This is a genomic window from Paenibacillus sp. J22P165 (assembly GCF_059692015.1).
On sequence record NZ_JCAUAP010000010.1, the window covers coordinates 98,463 to 120,061 of the forward strand.

A 21,599-nucleotide genomic window follows, 5' to 3' on the forward strand; every position below is an offset into this window, starting at 1 on the left:
CTTCTTACAGAGCGGAGGAACAGGGAGTAAGTTTAACCTCCCCCTGCCCCACCTCATCTGCTACTTCCCTTTGGCAAGAATCGCATTCGCTTCTTTACGGAATCGCTTAGCGCCTTCTTCCGGCGTGGTTTTCTCAAACAAAATTTCATCGCTAATATTTTTGTATACTTTGTTCACTTCCGCACCAGCCGCAGGTTCCGGAGCATCAATCGCTGAGGCAGTTTTCTCCACATTCGTTAAATAAGTGACGACGCGCTTCTGTGTTTCCGTGAACGTATCTTGGATGCCTTGAATGACCTTAGGGTTATACGGCATGCCAAAATAAGCATTAAGTGACTTGGCTGCTTCAATGTTATTCGTGTAGAAATCAATGAAGAGTGCGGCTTCTTTCGGGTGCTTCGACGATTTGGAAATGGAATGGAAGAAGGACGGTTTAATGTACATGCCTTTGCCATCGCCCGGATACGGTGCTAACCCTACATTCTTCTTCAATTGTTTTTCCATGATATCGACGTGATTGCTCCAATATCCAAAACCGCCAAATGCGGTCTGTCCCTTCGTAAACGGACCGTCCTCCAAGCTCTTCACCTCAAGCTCTGTGCCGAGCGGTGTTATGAGCCCATCCTTTTGCCAACGAAGCTGCTGTTTAAAGAAATCAACAAAGAGTTGATCATCCTCATAGCCAAGTGCATCTTGCCCCTTGCTGAAAAGCGACTTATTATGCTGGCGAAGCCAGACGCTAAAGTGTGACTGGGTCAGGTGCGTATCTCCGAGAATACCGAGTTTATCTTTGAACGTACGTAAATCCTTCTCGTATTGCTCCCACGTATAATTGTCCGCAGGCGGTTTGACGCCAGCTTTCTCAAGCAGCTCTGGGTTATAGAACATAACCAGTGCATTATTGCCGATGTTGATCCCATATTGCTTGTCGTTGAAACGGCCGCCAGCGTTATGAATTGGGTTGACACCTTCCAGATTGATTGTTTTATCTTTCAAATAGTCATCAAGCGGCAACAATAAATTTTTGTTAACGAAATTCGTAATTTTCGAGTAATCCATCCGGATCACATCTGGCAAATTATTCGATGCGGCGAGCACGCTCATTTTGTCCCAATAAGCATCGCCTGCATAATATTCGGCCTCAACTTTAATATTCGGATAAGCCTTCTGAAACAACTGAACGACGGCATTATTCCGGTCTACTGTCAGCTGCGATCCTGCCCAATAAGTCATACGCAATGTTACTGGATCTTTAGAAACTGGTGCCTGCGTAGCCCCAGTCGTAGCGGACGTTGTGGCAGCAGTTGTCGCAGCAGGAGCACTAGTGCTGCCATTAGAGCAGCCTGCTAATGCTACTACAGCAGTTAAAGCGAATGTTAAACCTGTTATTTTTCGTTTCATCGTCGGAATCCCCATCCTTTTAGAAAATTATGTACAGTCATTCAATGCCCGTTGCGCTAGCCCATTCACCACAGAGTCGTCCATCGGCGGATTGTGCAGACCTGCCCGCACGTCGCGGTACATGCGTTCCAGTGGCAGCGCACGGGATAAACTCGCTGCACCGACAATACGCATCGCTGCATCAACAATGGAGATCGCATGGTTGGTGGCCACATACTTCGCCAGTCCAAGCTCTGGCTTAAGGGACGCGCGCTGCTCCGGCTCTCGATCCCAACGGTCTGCAATAGCATACAGAAGAGTACGCGCCGTCATCAGCGACACTTCCATTTCACCGATTTGACGCTTGATATTCGGCAGATCGGCAATCGGTCCAGTCAAGCTATTCGGCCGATGATTCAGCGCGAAGCGGATGGCAAAATCCCTGGCAGCATGGGCTATCCCGATGTAACAAGCGGGAATATGCAGCAGCCATCCCCCATCATCAGGCAATCTACCCTTGCGTGGTGTTCCTGAGCGGTTTACTAATTTCTCATCTGGCACGAATACATTCTCCAGCACGACGTCATGACTCCCTGTCGCACGCATGCCAAGGGTATTCCATGTTTCTTCCACATGAACTCCCTGCCCGGTTTGAACGAAAAACTCACCGACTTCCTCTGTCCCCTCGATCGCCGCCGAAACCGTAAAGCACGTGAGAATAGGACTTAGTGTGCTATACGTCTTACGCCCGCTCAGCAGCCACCCCTTATCCGTGGCAACTGCCTTCGTTTCCGGCCTTCCGCCACGGCTTGGACTCCCTGTTGCCCGCTCCGACGCTAAGTGATTAATCAGCGTCCCATTGTGAGCTGTTTCACTACACAACCATTCAAACAATGCCTCTGGCCAAGCATGCGTTTTGCGCAGCTGCAGTAATTGGCCAACATGCCAGCCTACCGCAAGTGCCGTTGATCCATCGCCGCGCGCAAGTCGCTCCTGTGCAAGCACAAGCTCGTAAAGCGTCGCCTCTTCCCCGCCATAAATCCGAGGCAGTGTCAGCCGCAAATAACCTGCATCGCGTAAATCCGCGAAATTGGCAAAGGGGAAGCTGCCCTCTGCGTCATGCCGAGCGGACCGCTCAGCGAAACGCGCAGCCAATCGATCCGATCGGTCCGCAATCTCTTCTTCCCGACGATTCCGAATCCATCCGTCCTTCGTCATCTCCTTCCCCCTCTCTTTTACATAAAAACATATGTGAATACTAGGAATTAAATCGAGTATATACCTGATCTCATCAAACCTACATAGAAAAAACCGATACTTTTTTTGTGAAAATCCGAGAGAAATCAACGCGTACTAGTGATTCCTCTCTTTTAAGCTTTTTCTATATTCAAGCGGCGAATAGCCAGTATACTTTTTGAAAACATTGCCGAAATACTGCTGGTCACCACCAAAGCCAGAACGCGCGGCGATTTCATACATTTTGCTTTCTGTCTCCGTCGCAATCAATGACTTCGATTTCTCAATCCGCTGGCGTGTCAAATACTGTGAAAATTTCTCGCCTGTCTCCTTGCGGAACAACCGCCCCAAATACTCCGCGTTCATGAAAATATGCTGCTGTGACAACCATTGCAGTGACAAATCCTCGTTCGCTAAGTGAAAGGCAATCAACCTCTTCATGCGAAGCACAATGGCTGATCCCCGATTGCTCTGAGTCTCGCCGAAGCGTTCTATCCATTGTTCCATTTCGGAAGCAACGTAGGTTTCAATATCACCCAGTGTTGGCAGACTCAGCAGTTTGGCCATCTTACCCTGCAACTCCTCCACAGGGACTTCCTTGAACAATGTGGTCAACAGTTGCAGACACAAGCTCAGCGACGCGTGACGTTCGTAACGGGCCGCAGCAAGCGCCTGAAAGAAAGCTGCCAATTCGTAGCGCGCCCCCTCTACATCCCCAATACGCAGTGCCGCTGCGATTAATTCCCCGCTCGCTGCCTCAGGTACAGCGTTCCTTGTAAGCTGTGGCTCAACAAGCTCTCGCGTGGCAATGCCGCCTGCGCCAAGATAAAAGGCGAAAGCCGCATAGGTCTGCACGTCTTGGTACAGATGCGCTAGCCCCTCCAGCGGTCCCGCTTCGCTGACCGCCATCGTCAGCTGCAAGCCTGGACAGCGGCTCTGAAGCTCATCGCGCAGCCGTGTCCCAGCCGCTAAGGCCTCAGCGAGCCCCGCATCTGCCACTGCCGCAAGCAGGCGATTCCCAGCTACGGCGCTTAGCAACAGCGACCGCCCAGGCCCGCTCTGCGCAGCGGCGATTTCACGAACGCGCAGTTCCTGACAAGCGGTGATTTTCTCCCACTGCACGAAGATGAGGCGAAGCTTCATGTGCCGGTGCAGCTGCATCGTTAGGCGCAAACGCTCAGCGGCGTCCTCCGCTGCGGGCTCTTCGAGCAACAGCGCGAGAAGAGGCTCGCGCTCTGACATTCTTGTATCTTCCGTCTTGCGAGCGGCAACGAGCAGCTGCTCACGGCGACGTGACTCGTCCAATTCACGGACGAGTTCACTCAGCGCCCTACCAATCTCTTGCTCGTCGCACGGCTTAAGCAGATAATGTTTCACACCCATGCTCATTGCCCCTACAGCAAGATCGAACTCATCGTAACCTGACAGCACAGCGAATCGCGCCTCCGGCTGCTGCTCCTTCGTTCGACGGATGAGCTCTAGACCGTCAAGACGTGGCATTTTAATATCCGTCAAAATAATATCCGGTCTCAACGCCTCGATTTGTTCCCACGCTTGAAGTCCATCTGCCGCTGTCCCAATCAACTCAAGTCCAAGCCCCTCCCAGTCAACAGTTCTGGCAATAGCTTCACGAATAATTCTTTCGTCATCAACTAATAAAATGGTGTAGGTACTCATCGTTTCACCCCCTGTTTTTCTTCTCTCTTGGCATATTCGGCAAAATCGGCAACACCACACGAATGACTGCTCCCTGTACATGTCCCCGCTCAATCTCAATCCCGTATGTTTCACCAAACCATACTTGTATACGCTCGTTAATGTTAGATAGACCTATCCCTGTACGATCAGAGGCAGGATCTGTTACCGAATCACCTTTATCCAGTTGCATGTGAATGCCTGGCCCCTTGTCCTGTACAGTCAACACGAGACGATCCTCTTGAATCTGCACAGTTAAACTAATCTCACAACGTCCTGTTTCTGCGTCAACACCATACTTCAAACAATTTTCCACGATGGGCTGCACAATCATCCAAGGCAGATGAAGGTCGAGCGTGTTTTCCGCTATGTCCGTGCAATAAACCAGCCGCTCTTCAAAACGGATTTGTTGAATCATTATGTAGTTGTGTAAATGGGCTAATTCCTCACGCAGCGTAACAAATTCCTTTTGCCTAATCGCGTTGCGCAGCATATCGCCGAGTGCCTTAACCATGCGCGCCATATCCGTATGGCCGTAGCCTTTTGCCATCCAATGAATGGAGTCCAGTGTGTTATATAAAAAATGTGGATTTACTTTCGATTTCAGTGCCTCGTATTCCGCTTCCTTGAGTTGAATTTGTTTCACGTAGTTTTCTTTAATGAGTGCATCAAGACGCTCTGTCATTTTATCGAAATTACGGTTTAAAATACTAAATTCATCCCTTTTTACTGGGTTTAAGGGTTCACTTAAGGCAAAATTCCCTTTCTCCACCAAGCTAATACGTTGCGTTAACGCTTCGAGTGGACGTGTCATACTGAGCGAGAACCGCATACCAAGCCACAACAATACAATCGCTAGAAAGACATATAAGCCCAGCAGCCAATTTTTCATCATTTTAACATGACTGAATACCGCATCATAGGGAATGAAATGAATAAAAGTCCAACCTGTATACGTTAAGGTAAACTGCGCAGATAGATAGTTTTTGCCGTCTATTTCAACTATACTGGAGCCGTTCACGCGGGCGGCAGGTAGAGGCAAATCCCGATTGCTTGTAAACAACACTTTATCGCCGGATGCTACCATCAGCATGGAATCATAGTTCCCATGTCGCTCACTTGAAGCATACATCACTTTCGACGCTTGGATACCGATCATCAAGGTGCCCAGACGCTCCAGATTCAAATCTGCAATCTCCCGAATATCTCTCACCGTATAAAACGTTTCCTCTTCCTCTTCTCCACCAACCCAAACACTTGCCCCACCCTGTTCATTCGCCAATTGTCGATAGCGATCTTTATTCCGATCATTGATGCTCGCAGCATTGATGCCTGTACTAAGCAAATTACCGCTTAAATCTAGAATTGTAATGGATGAAACAGAGAAATCAGTCTGATGGTAGGTAAGTAGTTTGCGTTTCAGTTTGTTCGCGGCATCAAAGCCTTCATAGGTGGAGGGCGACATTTTCATCTTCTTTAAATCCGCTTGCACGTCTGGATCAGCTAAAATTGAAATCGAGAGTTTATCTATCTCCCTTAGTTTTTCTTCCATTCTCTCTGAAAATAAATAAAACTTGTCCGTTGCTTCACGATAAATAATTTGCTCATACAATTTATGTGACTGTTGAACAAACAGCCATGCCAACCCACTCGAGGCCAGTACGCCGCCTAAAATAAAGATAAATAGTTTATGTTTTATTTTCCAATTTTTCATAAAATCCCACTACTCCTCACCAAACCAAATTATACCACCTATTCTTATCGGTGTCTGTGGGATTAATGGAGGTTGCAGGAAGTAAAAAAAGACAAACGCGCACTAGCTGGTGCCGTTCGTCTTTACCTTTCGTTCGAGCTATCCTCTACATTGTATGCTGGTCATGCACGATAGCTATTAAGTACCATTGTGCTCCTGAATATTCAAAAACGAGTCGTAAACTGGTCCAATCCATGCCTTGATACTGTGGATCGAAGCCAGGGAAATGGTATTCCACTGTTATATAGGAAGACGCGGGATACACGCTGAACACGTTGTTGATCATATTTCCCTTGCCAATCATCGAGTTGTAGCTAATCTGAGGAGCGGCGGCAAAGTTAGCATTATACACAAATTTAGCCCAGTAATTAGGGAAAGTGAGATCAATCGGATCACCTGATCCATCAAAAGTCCCCCAATGCGTGAGACTTGGGTTAGCCCACAGCGTTGCAAGATTGCTGCTTTGTACTTGAATATCCGTTGCGGTGTGAATGTAAGAATAGGGCGAGAATTGTACGCCTTTTTTCGGATGAATGAGATGGGCAAGCTGCGATATATTCTTCTCTTTCAGGGTGGTTATCACTTCTTGGGCACGCGCTTCAATGACTTTTTTGGCATCTGCCGGGGTAGTGAAGTTTGGCGGGGTTACTGCTGGCGAAGGCTTCGGCGTCGAAACTGGTGTAGGTGTCGCAGTTGGCTGTGGCGTTGCTGGAACCGTCGTGGGCGCAGGTGACCCTGTCGGCGTTGGCACAGGGGAGGGCGACGGAGTCACGCTCGAAGTTGGTTGCGTTGTTGGGCTCGGGCCCACCTGATTGGCCGGTTTCGCACTGCAACCTGCCAATACGCTGACCAGACTGACCACCACCACGGCGGCGACAATCTTCCTCCTACTTCCCATGAGAACCACTCCTTCTTCAACTATCTTCCTTATTACACCAAACGTATGCGGGGAGCGAATGGTTACAGACTTTTCCTTTACGAATAAAATAAAGTTGATAAAACAGCAAACTTGCTGCCTCTGAGACTGCAATTATCGACGTCTCAGACTCGCAAATCAGCTGTCAGCTCGTTTCGCACACTTGAGACTGCAAGAATTGCTGGCTCAGCTGCGCAACAGCTCCTCGCCGACTCCGAGACTGCAATTATCGACGTCTCAGACTCGCAAATGAGCTGCCAGCTCCATTTGCACGATTGAGACTGCAGGAATTGCTTGCTCAGCAGCGCATCAGCTCCTCGCCGACTCCGAGACTGCAATTATCGACGTCTCAGCAGCGCAAATCAGCTGCCAGCTCCATTCGCACGCTTGAGACAGCAGGAATTGCATTCTCAGCGGCGCATCAGCTCCTCGCCGACTCTGAGACTGCAATTATCGACGTCTCAGCATCTCTGCCTCGCGCATCAGCTAATGTCGTGTAAAACAAAAGAACCCGAGGATACCCCTCCTCAGGTTCTTTCAGCCACCGCCGGTTAAATCCGAATGCCGGCGCTAAAGTGATTATAGTCATCCGCCGAGGGATCGAAAGCCGCCTCATCATCACTCGGCAGCGCATCGCGATCCGTGACCACCGCGGATGCCGCGTAGCTCTCGGACCAATCCTCATTCACGGTGTGTGCCGGAATGCGGATGGAGCCCTCGAGATCATACGCCATCGCGAAGGTCGCCTGTTCGGACTGCACCTGCGGCCGATCTACAAGCCGTCCACCGTGCGACTGGGCAATTTCGATGGCCGAGGTGATCTCCTGCTCATCGAGATGAATGTGCAGCGTCGCACGCTCCCCTTCCAGCAGCTCCGGCTTATAGCCGAGCTCTTCTAACGTGTCTAACGCGAGCAACGCATCCCGCGTTTGATTGAATTCAAAAAAGATAGGAACAAAGTCTTTCATCTAACAGCACCCTTTCTTCCTTCAAATGGAAAGTCTGCCATTAGGTTTGACCAATTGTTCCTATCCTATTCGAAAACCTATTCCGTCGTCCTCAGTGCTTCCTGAACCAATTGAAGCAACTCGGCATGATAGTCCGGAGCGGCAGCGACCAAATAAATAGCGCTGTCAGCACCCTCATCAGGGATGGCTGGTGAACCTCCGAGCAATGCAACAGAATTCCCTGCAAAATCCGTCACGGTCACACCAGCCTCCTGCGCAAGCAACAAGCCAGCATAGAGATCTTCCCCTTCGGAGTTGTATAAGACAACACCATGCAGATCACCTCTGGCTAACATCGCCCACACGATAGAGGGGGCCCATACTCGCATCACTCTTTTGACCGAATATTCCAGATGATGTCGAAGTGCTAATGCCCGCTGATCACTCTTCGTTACGGCATGTCCTTGAATCCAGGAGATGGTAGACTTCACCAGAGCACCAGTAGGCTTGGCCAGTAGTTTCCGCTCACCCTGCCATGCCCCTTCATCCTGAACAGCCACATACGTGATTTCCATAGCTGAATCATGAACGACACCCAACACAATCCGACCTTGGTAGCTCAATGAAATAGAAACGCCGTATAAGGGAATGCCCAACGCGAAATTGTTCGTCCCATCCAAAGGATCGACGTGCCACACCCAATCACTCGCAGCTCCCCCCTCGCCCGCTTCTTCACTATAGATGCGATGCGTGGGAAACACGTTCAAGATCTCTTCTACGATCAGACGATCCGCCTGCACATCCACCTCTGTCACTAGATCACCGCGTTCATCCTTGTGCTCAAGAAGGAATTGACCACCGTAACGTTTCTTCGCCAATTCGCCTGCTTTCACAGCTGCACCTACAGCTACTTCTCTTGCTAATGTCCATTCGTTCCGATTCATTCCGCACATCCCCCTAGCTTGATCACTTCTGTCGTTTTTATTTTACCATATCCTGCCTAGAAAAGTTGATTGAAGGCCTATACTTGCATTGACAAGCCACCTGTTCATAAGTGATAATATAGCAAAATCAGAAGGCGACAAGAGCTGTCGAAAGGGGTATTTGCGAGTATGGTAAAGCATCATCAGCACAAGATTTTGGATTGTACGATTCGAGACGGCGGTTTAGTTAACGATTGGGATTTTAGCGTGGAGTTTGTCCAAGACATGTATCGCGGCTTGAGCGCTGCTGGCGTTGAATATATGGAAATTGGTTACAAAAACTCAGAAAAGCTATTAAAAGGCGGCGCTTCTGGCCCATGGAGATTCCTGAATGAGTCTTTCTTGCGTGATGTAATTACGAAAAAGACAGATACAAAACTATCCGCTCTTGTTGATATCGGACGCGTAGATGAGAAAGACATTTTGCCTCGTGAAGACAGCTTACTTGATTTGATCCGCGTGGCTTGTTACATCAAGGACGTAGATAAAGGTCTTGAGCTTGTACAAAAATTCCATGACATGGGCTACGAGACGTCCCTGAACATCATGGCGCTTTCCCACGTAATGGAGAATGAACTGACGGAAGCTTTTGAAGAAATCAACAGAAGCCCCGTTGACGTTGTTTACGTAGTAGATTCTTACGGCAGCATGCAATCCAAAGACATTGATTACCTAGTTTCAAAATTCCAACGCTTGCTTCCTGAGAAGGAACTTGGCTTGCATATGCACAACAACATGCAGCTTGCTTTCGCTAATACCCTAACTGGTGCTTCCAAAGGTGTAACATTCTTGGATTCCTCCGTGTACGGTATGGGCCGCGCTGCTGGTAACTGTACTACTGAATTGTTGCTCAGCCACCTAAAGGGAGCACGCTACGATGTACGTCCTGTTCTAGGGCTTATTGAGAAGCACATGATCGCTATGCGTGAGAAATGGGATTGGGGTTACCTCATTCCTTACATGATCGTTGGTGCACTGGACGAGCACCCTCGTACAGCAATGGCATTGCTTGACTCCGCTGAAAGAAATAACTTCACCGACTTCTACGATCGCTTAACTTCCGTAGAAACGTTCCCATCTGCAAGCAAAAAATAAGTATTCAAACACAACACCCCCTACTCGTCAGATCAGGAGTTCTATCTCCTGACTGCGCGGCTAGGGGGTGTTTTTGCATTAGCCATCACTATTTGATAATTTTGGCGGAAACAACATAGTTCCTTGCAGAGGTTCGATCGATTAAGAAAATGAAATCCTCTCCTTCTCTACGACTGAGACTCCTTCTAGGATATACCTCGATATAATCACTATCAATGAGCATCGTACACTTCTCATCCGTATAGATTAAGCCATCTTCTAAGCGTTTTATTGCTTCCATCATGACTTCTGGCGACTTCAAATCCCCAAGAATCTCCACATAGACTTTGGCGGTAGCATCATGATCTTTGAGTAAAATCGCTACCTTGTGTTTGGCTTTGATGCGCACCTTCTTTTTGGGAGATATACTCATAAGTTCTACTCCTTCATTCGTCTATGAAATCATTTTATGTCGGAACCAACGAAGGTGGACTAGGCTAATGGACATTTTCACTCATCTATCCCAATTGACCATCCGGTGTTTAGTGGCATGGAAGGATATTTTTACCCTAATTTGAAAATAGTAAGATTATTAACACGTCAGGGGGGTTCTGTGTGATTCAAGTGCTCTCGACATGGCAAACATTCTGCCTTTTGTTTTTATTTCAGCTAGGTACAACGATTGTATTTGGCTTCGCTGGCGGTGCTAAGCAGGACGCTTGGTTAGCTGCCTTAATCAGTGCCATGCTCGGAATTAGCATCGTATGGATGTTTACACGAATTTATGAACGCAATCCAGGTGAAACCTTAGTTTCCCTGCTCCAGATAACTTTCGGCAAGTATTTAGGTCACCTATTAACTACACTTTATGTTTTTGCTTTTATTTACGAGGCTGGGCGCATTCTCAGGGATTTAGGTGAGTTGATGGGCACTTTTCTGCTCCCCAGTACGCCAGCTCCGTTCTTAATGCTGCTCCTTATCCTTTTGGTTGCTTATGCTTGTTATGCCGGAATTGAACGGATTGCTCGACTAGCTGAGCTCAGTATTATCATCGTTTTATTGTTTACATGCATCCAGGTCATTCTGTTAATCTTTTCTGACGTCATTGACTTCTCGTGGCTGACACCAGTTGCATCAGATTGGAAAAGCATTGGTGTAACGGTATTCCCACTTGGGTTAACAACGACCTTCGGGGAAATTATTGTTTTCACGGTATTCTGGAAATTAACTGTAAATCCTGGCAAGTTTCGCAAAGCTGCGCTGTACTCCTCCCTCTTGGTCGGTGCTGTCTTTGTGTTGCTTGATCTCATTGCCGTTAGCACGCTGGGGCCGGACTTGTTCTACCGCTCCTTCTATCCGCTGCTCACCAGCTTTCAATTGATCCGAATCGCCGATTTTATCGATAATCTGGATCCTTTTGTCGTAACAACTTTCATTACAGGCGGTCTGTTCAAAATCATTCTGTACGCTTACGCGGCCTGCTCGATGATTACCACGCAGTGGAAAACGGAGAATCATCGGGTCGTGATTATTCCCATCATGATTCTCATTTGGTTTATTTCCATCTACACCGCTAAAAATTTAGCAAGCCATATTTTTGTTGGCCTGAAGGTTGTTCCTTGGGTTATTGAACTCCCGTTATTCGTCGGAGTCCCCTTGCTCATATTGATCTTTAACAACATCTTCAGAAAGCGCATCGTTGAGACCTAAGGAGGAGATCGGATGCAACAAATGCCGGTTGATGAAGCCATCGATATTATCAAGCTGCAAGATGATATCAATCAGCAGCTAGATCATGATCCTGATTTAGTATTTATGAACATCCGTTCTACGCTCATTGCCTATATCTCATGCTTGGTTGAAACAGATCGGATTGAACGTGAGATTACCAAACCCTTAACAGAAGCACAACCAACAACAGAAACCCTTTCCTCTCAAATCCTGACACCTGAAATCAAACATACCAATCTGTTCGAAACCTTGATTGATAGTCTGCTCATAGGCTTTGTGATGGTCGCCGAGCAGGGGGAGAAGCAGGTGCTTCTAGCCAACTTAGCTTGCCTGCCTCACCGCAATATTGAGCAGCCTGAAACAGAATCAGGCGTTCGCGGTCCAAGAGAAGGATTTACAGAGCATTTGGAAACGAATGTCGCCTTGCTGCGTCGGCGTTTAAAAACAGACAAAATGCGAATCAAGACTTGGCAAATCGGTCTGCTTAGCCAAACGGAAGTACGACTCATTTATCTCGAAGGCATCGCGGATCCCACCATTATCGATGAAATTACAAAGCGGTTATCTGCTATCCGTATTGATGCGGTGTTGGAAAGCAATTATATCGAGGAAATGATCCGAGATAACCCCTTCAGTATTTTTCCTACCATGGAGTACACAGAAAGGCCAGATGTGGTGGCAGGCGCGCTTTTAGAAGGGAAGGTATCGATTTTCACCAATAATACCCCTTTCGTATTAATTGCTCCATTTCAATTCTGGTCGGCCTTTCAGTCTAGTGAAGACTACTATTTGATGTTCACCAGTGCCACCTTCATCCGGTTTATTCGCTCTCTGTCCATCATTTTGGCTCTTCTATTGCCTTCTCTCTATGTGGCCATTACAACGTTCCATCCGGAAATGCTGCCAACGAATCTCTTGCTTGCTGTCGCAGGGGCCCGTGAAGCCTCCCCTTTTCCTGCAATGGTCGAGGCTCTTATCATGGAAATTACGTTCGAAGCGCTTCGCGAAGCGATACTTCGCTTGCCACGCGTAATGGGACAAACGGTCAGCATCGTCGGCGCCCTCGTTATCGGTCAAGCGGTCGTCCAAGCAGGTATCGTATCGACCCCCATGGTCATCGTCGTTTCAGTAACGGGAATTGCCTCCTTCATGATTCCACGCTATAACATGACCTTCTCCATTCGGATTATGCGCTTGTTGCTGCTGTTGCTCGCTGGCACACTAGGCTTCGTCGGCATCCTACTCGGTTTGTTTACACTGGCCATCTATCTAACGGGGATTCGCTCTGTAGGTGTACCTTATTTAGCTCCTATCGGGCCTTTGCGATTAAAAGCCCTGCGGGATTTCATGATCCGTGCTCCGCACTGGCTAATTGATCGTGACATGGTCTCAACTCCACCTGAGTCCAATGAGAAGAGGCATGAATGATGAGAAGAAAAGTACATCTACTCGTAACGTACACCATGATTCTTCTCTTATTGACGGGGTGCTGGGATCGCAAGGAAATTAATGATATCGCCATCTTGCAGCTTTCAGCCTTTGATCTCATGAAAGATTCAGGCTTGTACCGCGGCTATGTCCAAATTGCGATACCCAAATCGATTGGTGCTGGTCAATTGACCACGAGTGGCGGCACGCAGCAAAAGACATACATGCCCGTTGTCGATTACGGCGAAAATATTGAAGCGATGACGATGAAGCTTGAGCGTAAGCTTTCAAGGGATGAATTGCCTTCACATCGTCGTATTTTCATGGTTGGAGAAGCATTAGCTCGTCAAGATATCGCTCCCGTGATGGATTTAATTTCGCGAAATCCGAAGAACCGGCTGCGCACCTACATCGTAATTGCACGGGATAGCGATGCCAAAAGTCTAGTCGAAACGGAATACTCCTTAGAGGCAACGAAGGAAGAAGCGTTACGCGAGATGATTGTTAGAAAAATGCAGGTACCTTCCATGCTTCGCACGTTTTATGCGGCCTCCGCGGCTACGGGGATTGAACCTATTGCAGCGGCTTTCTCGAAGGACAAAGACGGTAAAATTCTGCTGAACAGCATTGCACTATTTAATAAAACCAAGTTGGTCGGCTATGTGGATGACATGCAGGCTGTCGCTCTTACCAGTTTGTTAGGTCGAAAGCCCTTTGGCGACTTGACAGTTACCCTTCCTGATCAGCAAAGTGAAATGTCCATTCGTATTTCTAACTTAGCAGCCAAGAAACGCGTGGAAGTCACCGACGAGCACCCGCATTTCATATTGGACATTACAGCTGCTGGCCGTATTATGGATAATCGCTCCAAGCTTGATCCTAGTAATCCAGCGGTGATGGAACAGCTTAATTCGTCCTTCGAAGATCAATTAAACCGAGTCTTTCAGGACCTTTTCCACAAGCTTCAAAAGACCTATAAGACAGACAGCGCGGGCCTTGGACAATCTGTGTATCGCAAATATCCGAAGCTATGGAAGCAAATTGAGAAGGAGTGGCCAGACCTCTTTCCTGAAGTGGATGTTCAGTTCAAGGTTACCGCCAATATTTCTCAAATCGGTGTACAAGGACCTCCTTATTACTTAAGAGAGGAAGAGATTAGTCAATAATGTGGCTCAAACTGACCGCTCTTACGATTCCCACCATCCTAATCACCTTCCAGCAAATGTCCTATTGGTCCAAAAAGGGAAGTCGAAAGCAAGCCTACCTCTTCCTGATCTGGATGATCATCGCTTGGGGAATCGGCTGTGCGTTTATCGGCGGAATCCGCCTTCCTGAACCTACGAAACCCCTATTCCCTGGTTGGGAATAAACAGTCTCTCCTCACGCTTCCGCTTCTGCCTACATACATTGATAGCATGCAATGGATGTGAGGCAGGGAGGAATTGCGTTGAAGATCGACGATTGGAGCGGAGCATCTAGCCCGCCTGTTGGACTATGCCCCGTTGATTTGCTTATTTTTGCCCCGCATCCCGATGATGAAGTACTTGGGACCGCGGGGACTATCATGAACGCCATTGCCTGCGGTAAACGCGTTCATGTTGTCTTCTTCACGAATGGAGATGGTTACCCGGAAGCAGCTAGCCTCTTATTCAACAAGCGTCCCGAGGAGCTCGGACCTTCCCATTACCTAGAGCTGGCCCGCATACGCCAGTATGAGACCCTGCAAGCCGCGGCGCTGATCGGGCTTCGACCTCAGGATCTCACATTCCTCAGTTATCCAGACAGCGGGCTGGATCGTGTTTTCACGACAACGGGAGCAACGCCGCCCTATCAGCAGCGTTTTACAAAGCAGCAAGCGACCTATGGTGCACTTGTACCTGATTTTCACTCCCAGTATTACGGTTGCCCAGCCCCCTATCGTAAAGCTTGCACCCTTGGGGATACGAAAGCCTTAATTACGTTGCTGCAACCCAAAGAGATCTATACGACGGATGCCGCCGATACCCATCCCGACCATGGGGCTGCGCATGCTTTCGTCATGGAGGCTGCTTCGCAACTTGGCTATACAGGTACCATCTATACCTACTTGATTCATAGCGGTCCGGAATCACAGTGGCCTTGGCCACGCGGTGTCACACCGACGCTTCCCTTCGAGGCTCATCTGGCAGAGGGGCAACGTTACCCCTTGCATGTCGCTTGGCCACCGCCTATCCGCCGCCCAATGACACAGGGACAATCCTTTTGCAAATTGCAGGCGTTGCTTGCTTACCGGTCGCAGATACCCGTCGAGCCCGAATTTCTGCAATCTTTTATCAAATGCGAAGAAATCTTCTGGATGCCCCAGCTACCACATCTGTACAAATAATACTGCTGCCTACAGGCAGCGGCTTTGGGAGTGAACATGAACCGCTATGAGTCGCATTTTGTTAATTGAAGATGAAGAACGTATTGCCCGTGTGCTGCAGCTAGAGCTTGAGCATGAAGGCTATGAGGTGCTTATCTGTGGGGATGGACGGTCAGGACTTCAAGCTGCCTTGAGTGAAGAAGGATGGGATCTCATCCTTCTTGATGTTATGCTCCCTGAACTTAATGGACTTGAAGTTCTTAGACGGCTTAGGCAGGTAAATGCCACCCTGCCTGTCATACTTCTGACAGCACGCGATGCGATTCCAGATCGCGTCAGCGGGCTCGATCAAGGTGCCAACGATTATGTCACGAAGCCTTTTGCAACGGTAGAGCTGTTAGCTCGTATTCGTAGTCTGCTGCGGCAGAAAAGCTTGCAGGATCAGGCTCCTGAGCAGGATCATTTGCTAAAAATCAATGAGCTTACGATGGATTTGAAAAGCCGCGCGGTCTTGCGTGAGGGCACAGCTATTGAACTGACACCCACGGAGTTTGATTTGCTGCGCTTCCTCATTCAACATCAGAATGAAGTGATGACGCGCGAGCAAATCATCTCAGAGGTGTGGGGATATGATTTTATCGGGGATACGAATGTGGTCGATGTGTATATCCGCTATTTACGCCAGAAAGTAGACAAGCCCTTCACCACGAAGCTGATTCAGACGATTCGCGGCATCGGCTATTTAATCAAAACAACAGAAACTCCGCCAGATGGCAACTCCACCACTTCAGATGGGCAGGAACCTGTATGAGCCTACGACTGAAAATCACACTGTGGGTATCGGTTGGTTTAATGGTGATCTTATTTTTCAGCTTTACCTTCGTTTATTACATGTTCATCCGTGTGTCAACGAAAGGCGAAATTGACCTTTTGAAGGAAAAGGCTAGCGCTTTACTGCTAAAGGATCTACCTAATCATCCCGAGTATTGGAAAAACAATATGCAAATGGATGAGTTGCTCATCCCGCAAGAAATGCTGCGCTATATTACACCAGACTCGAAGGTCGCACATCAGATTTATTCCGATACGAGTCTTGTAAGTTACCCCGCTAGTTATTCGACTATGGCTTCAGAAGACTTAATAACCGATGCGGATGGCATACTCTTATTCGTACGAACCCCCGTGTTCAAAGACGGGAAACAGGTTGCCCTTCTAGAAATCGGCCGTAACCTGCGAAGACTGGGTATGTATTCCGAAATGTTGATCTCGATTCTTGTCTTAACTTCCATCGGAGCGCTAATTTTAGCTCTTATCGGGGGTTATTTTTATACCAATGTCCTATTCAAGCCCCTTCATCAGTTCATCGCGACTATGCAAAATATCGAAAATAGCGGGTCGTTCCGTCATATTACCCTTCCCGACAAACATAGAAATGATGAATTAATGAGACTGGGGACAACCTTTAATCGCATGATTGATAGATTGCAGGAGATGTTTCGTAAACAGGAGCAATTCATTGCCGATGCCTCCCATGAGCTTCGAACACCACTCACGATTATTGAAAGCTATGCCAGCCTTTTGCGGAGATGGGCTTCTAGCAACGATCAATTACGCGAGGAAGCACTGGAAGCGATCGTGTCCGAGTCCGCCCAATTGAAACTACTCACGCAAAATCTATTGTCCCTCACCGACTCCAACCGTGAAAATTGTGATCAGAAAACAGACTTCGACCTCATTCCGCTCGTGGAGCAAACCGCGGCGTCCCTCCGCGTCACGACATCCCGCGAGATTCGCGTGCAGTCCGAGCTCGATATGAAAGTGCTGCCGATGAGTGGGGATCCCTATCAGATCAGACAGTTGCTTATTATTTTAATAGATAACGCTTTGAAATATAGTCAGAAGATCGTTGATATTCGCATCAGTTTGCAGGATAAACTGGTCATGCTTGAAGTCATGGATCAAGGCATTGGCATTGCTGAGGAAGACCTCCCGCACATCTTTGACCGGTTCTATCGTTCCGATAAAGCAAGGAATCGCAAGCACGGCGGCGCAGGACTTGGACTCGCAATTGCCCAACATATTGTACATAAACATCAGGGAACTTTAGAGCTCCAAAGTAGTCTAGGCCTAGGCTCCACGGCCATTGTAACGCTTCCACAATCCTGTCAATAAGAACATTATAAGGGGATTCTCATCATTCTCTCAGAATTGGGCTTTCCCCTTGATATAGCGCTATGTAAAAGGTTGCATGGTAAATAATAGGGCAATTTTCATCTGGTATACTGAGTCTCAGGTGGACAACCACCTCGCAAGGTTACTCAATTAAGGGTCAACTGATCAAGATTCTATTCTTGCTAGCCATCAATTGAAGCTACCATGTCTTCAATGCAAGATAGCTTGGCGAAATCTCAGCGAAAACTCTAAGGAGGCAAACCCCATGAAAAACCCACAGAAAACTTGGTACAAAAAATTAGTCGTTACGGCATTGTCCGTATCTATAGGATTATCAGTAGTTGCAGCAGGTGCACCTGGTAAAGCGGAAGCAGCTACGTCATCTGAAGTAACAAATGCTACAGCGCTTACAGCGTCAGCAACATCGACATCCAGAGGAAGTCAGGTTATTTCTATTGGTAAAAGATATCTAGGTACTCCTTACAAATTCGGAGCTACTGCAGGCCAAACACGTAACTTTGACTGCTCTTCTTTCACACAATATGTATTTAAAAAAGTAGGCGTTAACCTGCCGCGTACGTCTCAACAACAAGCACGTGTAGGTAAGTATGTATCTCGCAGCAACTTGCGTGTCGGCGATTTGGTGTTCTTCTCCATTCCAGGTAAGCCTGGCGTCATTCACCACGTAGGGATTTATGCTGGTAATAATAAAATCCTTCAAACCTACGGCGCAGGCGGCGTACGCCTAACCGATATTCATAGCGGAACTTGGTCTTCCCGTTATATGACAGCACGTCGCGTATTGTAGTAGATTTGAATACTAGAGCTTAGCAAATGACATAGAGTCGAATTAGATGGAAAACCTCCATCTAATTCGGCTCTTTTTGCGTAGAAAAATGGATTAGCTGGATTTTCTCCCGTTAATATCAGCATTTTGATCAAATAGGTGAGGGAAAGCTGAAATTAACTACATAAAATCCATTTGATTTCATTTTCAGCTTGTTTTCCGCGGAAATAACTACAGGAAATCCATTTAATTTGTCGCAGGGGGAGTTAGGCAGGTTTCGTTTGGTGGGGTGTTTCTGTAGAGTTGTTCTGCTGCGTGGGGCGGGGTGTGGGTGAAGAGTTGCTATGCTACGTTGGGTGAGAGGTGCTTATGCAGTGTTAAATCTGCTTCGTGGGACGGGGTGCTTATGTAGCGTTAAACCTGTTGCGTGTACTTTGAAGAGTTTTGATGGGACGTTGGGCTACCCTCCCCTCACACCCCACCAAACCTAAAGAACCCCCTCAGCCATTGAGCTGGAGGGGGTTCTTTAGGTATTCCGACGCGGTCTCTAGTAACGAATATACGCCTCATGATAGCTCTCCTTCAAACCGCGCTTACGAACCTTAATCTCCAGCAAACGCTGCTTGTAGGTTACATTTGCTGTTCTCGGCAAGACAAGCGTAGGCACTTTCACAATACGATTCTTACCATTCGAGAATCCTGTCACCTTAACTTGATTGGATTTAACGAATACTTGAAGTGCTCTTGGATCTTCTTCCTTCGCAATTTTCACCTTAATAATGACATGCTCATGGGTCTCAAAAATTTCTGTCCCGATGGATCCAGAGGATGAAATGCTGGCATCCATGCCTGGCATCGCTTTTTTCAGCATGTCCTGTACATATCCTTCAGCCCACGTCATATTATCTAGAAAGGTCTGCCCTTTTTCAGCGAACGGCAGCTTCTGTCCAAGAAACTTCTCAACCTGTTCCCACTTCAACCAAGGATGGCGATTAAATCCGCTCAAGCCCATCACCTCATTTTGCTAACAGTATATGTGCCTGCATCTCGATGTGACACCCTCCGGAAAATTCAGAGCACCTCTAGGCGGATACCTCATATACTGTAGGTGAGATAACGCAAGGGGGATCGGATTATGCCAGCTATCGTAGGGAATGTGAAAATTATTAGTGTCGGTTCCAGCTCTATCGTGCATTTCGGCGATTCCTTCATCATCTCACCAACAAGTTCCTCCAAAACATTCGCTGGAGCAGGTTCATTTAATACCGGTGATTTCCCACGTGTCTATAATACGTACAGCACGACTGTAACCAACGATTCTGATTTTATTGATGCAAATGCAAGCGGCAATATTCTCTGACAATAGTCAGCCTAGAGCGAGGTGTTCCAAGGATATGAACTGGACCATCCATCAAACTATCATGATTCAGCAATTAAAAGTAAACTCTGTCGCTAACTCCTCCGTCCTCCAGATTGGCACAGCCGGGTCAATTCGTTCCTTGTCTAATCTGTACAATACAGGCGGTTTCGTAGAGCCAGCACCCGAGCTAGGAACAAGTGAAGTTAATCCTGTTTCCCTTGTACCTTTGCCCCCAGCGACATAATGAATTACAACCTTGGCTTTTCTGAGCAATCCGGAAGGAGGTGCTTTTCCAAATGACCAACACGATCACGTGGCAGCAATGGGCCCAACAACTCTGCGCCTATGTCGACATGCAGAAACAACGCATCGATAAGTTAGAGCAAACCGTTAACAAGCTGCAGGCGGATCTGAAAGCAATGAAAGATGAGAAGCGAATTCACATTGATAAAATTGAATATAATTTTGACCAACTTAAGGTTGAAAAGCTGGATGGGACGCTCACTATTGGGATCAGTCCTAGTGCGCTGGATCAGATTGAGGATTTCAGCGTGAATGGCAACTCGTTGAATAAAGAGGAAAATGGTGGCGGAATGGGCGCCATGGATATGAATCCTTTTTACCAAGGCGGGCAATATCAAGGGGCAGCAGCTAATGCTGGCGGCGTGGGTCAAGAAGCCATGCGCGGAACAGCCGCGAAGCAAGGAAAAGACATTCAAGCAGATGTGGCTAGTGGCATTGAACAGTATTTAAAATTTGGCGTACAGGGTGATATCAACAACCTTGAACATAAATATCAGCATCCCCTCGATGACGATTATAAGGATTTGATCATCGAAGATATTCGCAAGCAACTGGACACTCGCATTCAACATTATGTGAATCAATACCGCGGCGTTGGGTTCAAGGAACCGTTGGAAGCTGTGACCCATAATATTATGGATAAAACGAAGCAGGACATCCTGACAGCGATTGAGACTTACATAGCCAGCCTGCCCAAATAATTAACTGCATTCTAGCGTAACTATTTTAAAAAAGAGAGAAGGATAAGCGATGTTTCAATTACATGTAGAAAACAAACAATTATGTGTAGGTGATATACGAATCGTAGGGGTATCCAGTGCCTCGGTTTTTCTTATTGGGGATACGGAGGTCATTTCCTTGTCTTCGATGTTTGACACGCCACCAGAGTCGGTCATTATCTCTCCTTTCGTACCCCTTCCTGCAGAAGCGGATTAAGCGATGGCCCGATTATCTATCGTTGGCAATGTCTATTTGAACACCATAGGATCTGCGAGCACGATGCATGTAGGAGATAATCGGTTTACGGCTCTACAAAATAGGGTCTTCGCTGTCCAACGTGAAGTACCTATTTATTATGGAAATGAGGGCAGTTTTGCAGCTTACCCTTTCTTCCAACGTCCTTTTCCTATCCCACAACCTCCGGAACCTTTTACAATGTGTGTGGATAACTTAGGAAGCTATATTACGGTTCGTAACATCCGCATTCTCGGCGTCGCTGCCTCCTCTGTCTTTCAAATTGGCAGCAACCGTGTCACGACCTCCGAAACGCGAATCAAAAACATTCGTCAATTCGTCACCGATAAACCAGGGCCTAAAAAGCAGACAACATTCGTCTACACGGGGACCGATGATACCATAGGCGATGTCCCCCTGAAACCGACATCCTCACCACCAACTTCCGGCGAGAAGCCGCCCCGCCTAGTTTTTGCTACCAAGCAGTACACGACTACGCCACCTGCTGCAAAATAACGAAGAGCCCGCCCCTTCCA

At 47.6% G+C, this 21,599-nt stretch carries 24 protein-coding genes; 15 read left to right on the forward strand and 9 right to left on the reverse strand.

The window, feature by feature from the left end; all coding sequences use genetic code 11:
• Positions 1-60: 60 nt before the first annotated feature.
• From AC58QM_RS24865 to AC58QM_RS24885, 5 genes are all read right to left on the reverse strand, one after another.
• Positions 61-1,401 carry an ABC transporter substrate-binding protein gene (locus AC58QM_RS24865; RefSeq protein ID WP_497287524.1) on the reverse strand — a complete coding sequence of 447 codons (1,341 nt, stop codon included), beginning with the start codon at positions 1,399-1,401 and terminating at the stop codon, positions 61-63.
• Positions 1,402-1,428: 27 nt separating this feature from the next.
• Positions 1,429-2,598 carry an acyl-CoA dehydrogenase family protein gene (locus AC58QM_RS24870; RefSeq protein WP_497287525.1) on the reverse strand — a complete coding sequence of 390 codons (1,170 nt, stop codon included), beginning with the start codon at positions 2,596-2,598 and terminating at the stop codon, positions 1,429-1,431.
• A 135-nt stretch (positions 2,599-2,733) separates the two neighbouring features.
• A complete protein-coding gene (locus tag AC58QM_RS24875) occupies positions 2,734-4,293 on the reverse strand; it encodes a response regulator transcription factor (protein WP_497287526.1) in 1,560 nt (519 codons plus the stop codon).
• A 4-nt stretch (positions 4,294-4,297) separates the two neighbouring features.
• Complete coding sequence (locus tag AC58QM_RS24880) at positions 4,298-6,025, reverse strand: sensor histidine kinase (protein WP_497287527.1); 1,728 nt, start codon at positions 6,023-6,025, stop codon at positions 4,298-4,300.
• Positions 6,026-6,170: 145 nt separating this feature from the next.
• Entirely contained in the window at positions 6,171-6,962 is a 792-nt protein-coding gene (locus AC58QM_RS24885) for a hypothetical protein (RefSeq protein ID WP_497287528.1), read from the reverse strand.
• Between the two features lie 308 nt (positions 6,963-7,270).
• Here AC58QM_RS24885 and AC58QM_RS24890 point away from each other — a divergent pair, with 308 nt between their 5' ends.
• On the forward strand, positions 7,271-7,480 hold the full coding sequence (locus AC58QM_RS24890; protein WP_497287529.1) for a hypothetical protein: 210 nt from the start codon (positions 7,271-7,273) through the stop codon (positions 7,478-7,480).
• A 51-nt stretch (positions 7,481-7,531) separates the two neighbouring features.
• On the opposite strand, the gene AC58QM_RS24895 is transcribed toward AC58QM_RS24890, so the two are convergent.
• Positions 7,532-7,948 carry a BRCT domain-containing protein gene (locus tag AC58QM_RS24895; RefSeq protein ID WP_497287530.1) on the reverse strand — a complete coding sequence of 139 codons (417 nt, stop codon included), beginning with the start codon at positions 7,946-7,948 and terminating at the stop codon, positions 7,532-7,534.
• A 77-nt stretch (positions 7,949-8,025) separates the two neighbouring features.
• Positions 8,026-8,871, reverse strand: a complete 846-nt coding sequence (locus AC58QM_RS24900) for an inositol monophosphatase family protein (RefSeq protein ID WP_497287531.1) — start codon at positions 8,869-8,871, stop codon at positions 8,026-8,028.
• A gap of 168 nt (positions 8,872-9,039) precedes the next feature.
• Here AC58QM_RS24900 and AC58QM_RS24905 point away from each other — a divergent pair, with 168 nt between their 5' ends.
• Entirely contained in the window at positions 9,040-10,005 is a 966-nt protein-coding gene (locus AC58QM_RS24905) for an aldolase catalytic domain-containing protein (protein WP_497287532.1), read from the forward strand.
• 88 nt (positions 10,006-10,093) lie between these two features.
• On the opposite strand, the gene AC58QM_RS24910 is transcribed toward AC58QM_RS24905, so the two are convergent.
• Positions 10,094-10,417 (reverse strand): hypothetical protein, encoded by a 324-nt coding sequence (locus AC58QM_RS24910; protein ID WP_497287533.1) that lies wholly within the window; start codon positions 10,415-10,417, stop codon positions 10,094-10,096.
• A gap of 182 nt (positions 10,418-10,599) precedes the next feature.
• Here AC58QM_RS24910 and AC58QM_RS24915 point away from each other — a divergent pair, with 182 nt between their 5' ends.
• The 8 genes from AC58QM_RS24915 to AC58QM_RS24950 all read left to right on the forward strand — a co-directional run bounded on the left by AC58QM_RS24915 (position 10,600) and on the right by AC58QM_RS24950 (position 18,467).
• The gene (locus tag AC58QM_RS24915) at positions 10,600-11,694 is read left to right on the forward strand and encodes a GerAB/ArcD/ProY family transporter (RefSeq protein WP_497287534.1); all 1,095 of its coding nucleotides are present in this window, start codon (positions 10,600-10,602) and stop codon (positions 11,692-11,694) included.
• A 12-nt stretch (positions 11,695-11,706) separates the two neighbouring features.
• Positions 11,707-13,143 (forward strand): spore germination protein, encoded by a 1,437-nt coding sequence (locus tag AC58QM_RS24920; RefSeq protein ID WP_497287535.1) that lies wholly within the window; start codon positions 11,707-11,709, stop codon positions 13,141-13,143.
• Positions 13,140-14,309 (forward strand): Ger(x)C family spore germination protein, encoded by a 1,170-nt coding sequence (locus AC58QM_RS24925; protein WP_497287536.1) that lies wholly within the window; start codon positions 13,140-13,142, stop codon positions 14,307-14,309. Before AC58QM_RS24920 ends, AC58QM_RS24925 begins: the two co-directional genes overlap by 4 nt.
• Positions 14,309-14,512, forward strand: coding sequence for a hypothetical protein (locus AC58QM_RS24930; protein ID WP_497287537.1), 204 nt, complete (start codon positions 14,309-14,311; stop codon positions 14,510-14,512). Before AC58QM_RS24925 ends, AC58QM_RS24930 begins: the two co-directional genes overlap by 1 nt.
• Positions 14,513-14,590: 78 nt before the next feature.
• Positions 14,591-15,508 carry a PIG-L deacetylase family protein gene (locus AC58QM_RS24935; protein ID WP_497287539.1) on the forward strand — a complete coding sequence of 306 codons (918 nt, stop codon included), beginning with the start codon at positions 14,591-14,593 and terminating at the stop codon, positions 15,506-15,508.
• Between the two features lie 46 nt (positions 15,509-15,554).
• Positions 15,555-16,298, forward strand: coding sequence for a response regulator transcription factor (locus tag AC58QM_RS24940; RefSeq protein ID WP_497287540.1), 744 nt, complete (start codon positions 15,555-15,557; stop codon positions 16,296-16,298).
• Complete coding sequence (locus tag AC58QM_RS24945; protein ID WP_497287541.1) at positions 16,295-17,659, forward strand: sensor histidine kinase; 1,365 nt, start codon at positions 16,295-16,297, stop codon at positions 17,657-17,659. Before AC58QM_RS24940 ends, AC58QM_RS24945 begins: the two co-directional genes overlap by 4 nt.
• A 265-nt stretch (positions 17,660-17,924) precedes the next feature.
• Positions 17,925-18,467: a C40 family peptidase gene (locus tag AC58QM_RS24950; RefSeq protein ID WP_497287542.1), complete on the forward strand. Its 543-nt coding sequence runs from the start codon at positions 17,925-17,927 to the stop codon at positions 18,465-18,467.
• 526 nt (positions 18,468-18,993) lie between these two features.
• Here the strand turns inward: AC58QM_RS24950 and AC58QM_RS24955 are convergent.
• The gene (locus AC58QM_RS24955; protein WP_497287543.1) at positions 18,994-19,452 is read right to left on the reverse strand and encodes a hypothetical protein; all 459 of its coding nucleotides are present in this window, start codon (positions 19,450-19,452) and stop codon (positions 18,994-18,996) included.
• Positions 19,453-19,581: 129 nt separating this feature from the next.
• Between AC58QM_RS24955 and AC58QM_RS24960 the strand changes: the two genes are divergently transcribed.
• Genes AC58QM_RS24960 through AC58QM_RS24980 form a run of 5 tightly spaced genes read left to right on the forward strand, consistent with a single transcriptional unit; the run spans position 19,582 to position 21,579 of the window.
• Positions 19,582-19,806 carry a spore germination protein gene (locus AC58QM_RS24960; protein WP_310501773.1) on the forward strand — a complete coding sequence of 75 codons (225 nt, stop codon included), beginning with the start codon at positions 19,582-19,584 and terminating at the stop codon, positions 19,804-19,806.
• Between the two features lie 34 nt (positions 19,807-19,840).
• The gene (locus AC58QM_RS24965) at positions 19,841-20,050 is read left to right on the forward strand and encodes a spore germination protein GerPB (protein WP_057311366.1); all 210 of its coding nucleotides are present in this window, start codon (positions 19,841-19,843) and stop codon (positions 20,048-20,050) included.
• Positions 20,051-20,102: 52 nt separating this feature from the next.
• Positions 20,103-20,810, forward strand: coding sequence for a spore germination protein GerPC (gene gerPC, locus AC58QM_RS24970; protein ID WP_497287544.1), 708 nt, complete (start codon positions 20,103-20,105; stop codon positions 20,808-20,810).
• Between the two features lie 49 nt (positions 20,811-20,859).
• Positions 20,860-21,045, forward strand: a complete 186-nt coding sequence (locus tag AC58QM_RS24975) for a spore germination protein GerPD (protein WP_310501770.1) — start codon at positions 20,860-20,862, stop codon at positions 21,043-21,045.
• A gap of 3 nt (positions 21,046-21,048) precedes the next feature.
• Positions 21,049-21,579 carry a spore germination protein GerPE gene (locus AC58QM_RS24980; RefSeq protein WP_497287545.1) on the forward strand — a complete coding sequence of 177 codons (531 nt, stop codon included), beginning with the start codon at positions 21,049-21,051 and terminating at the stop codon, positions 21,577-21,579.
• Positions 21,580-21,599 lie beyond the last annotated feature (20 nt).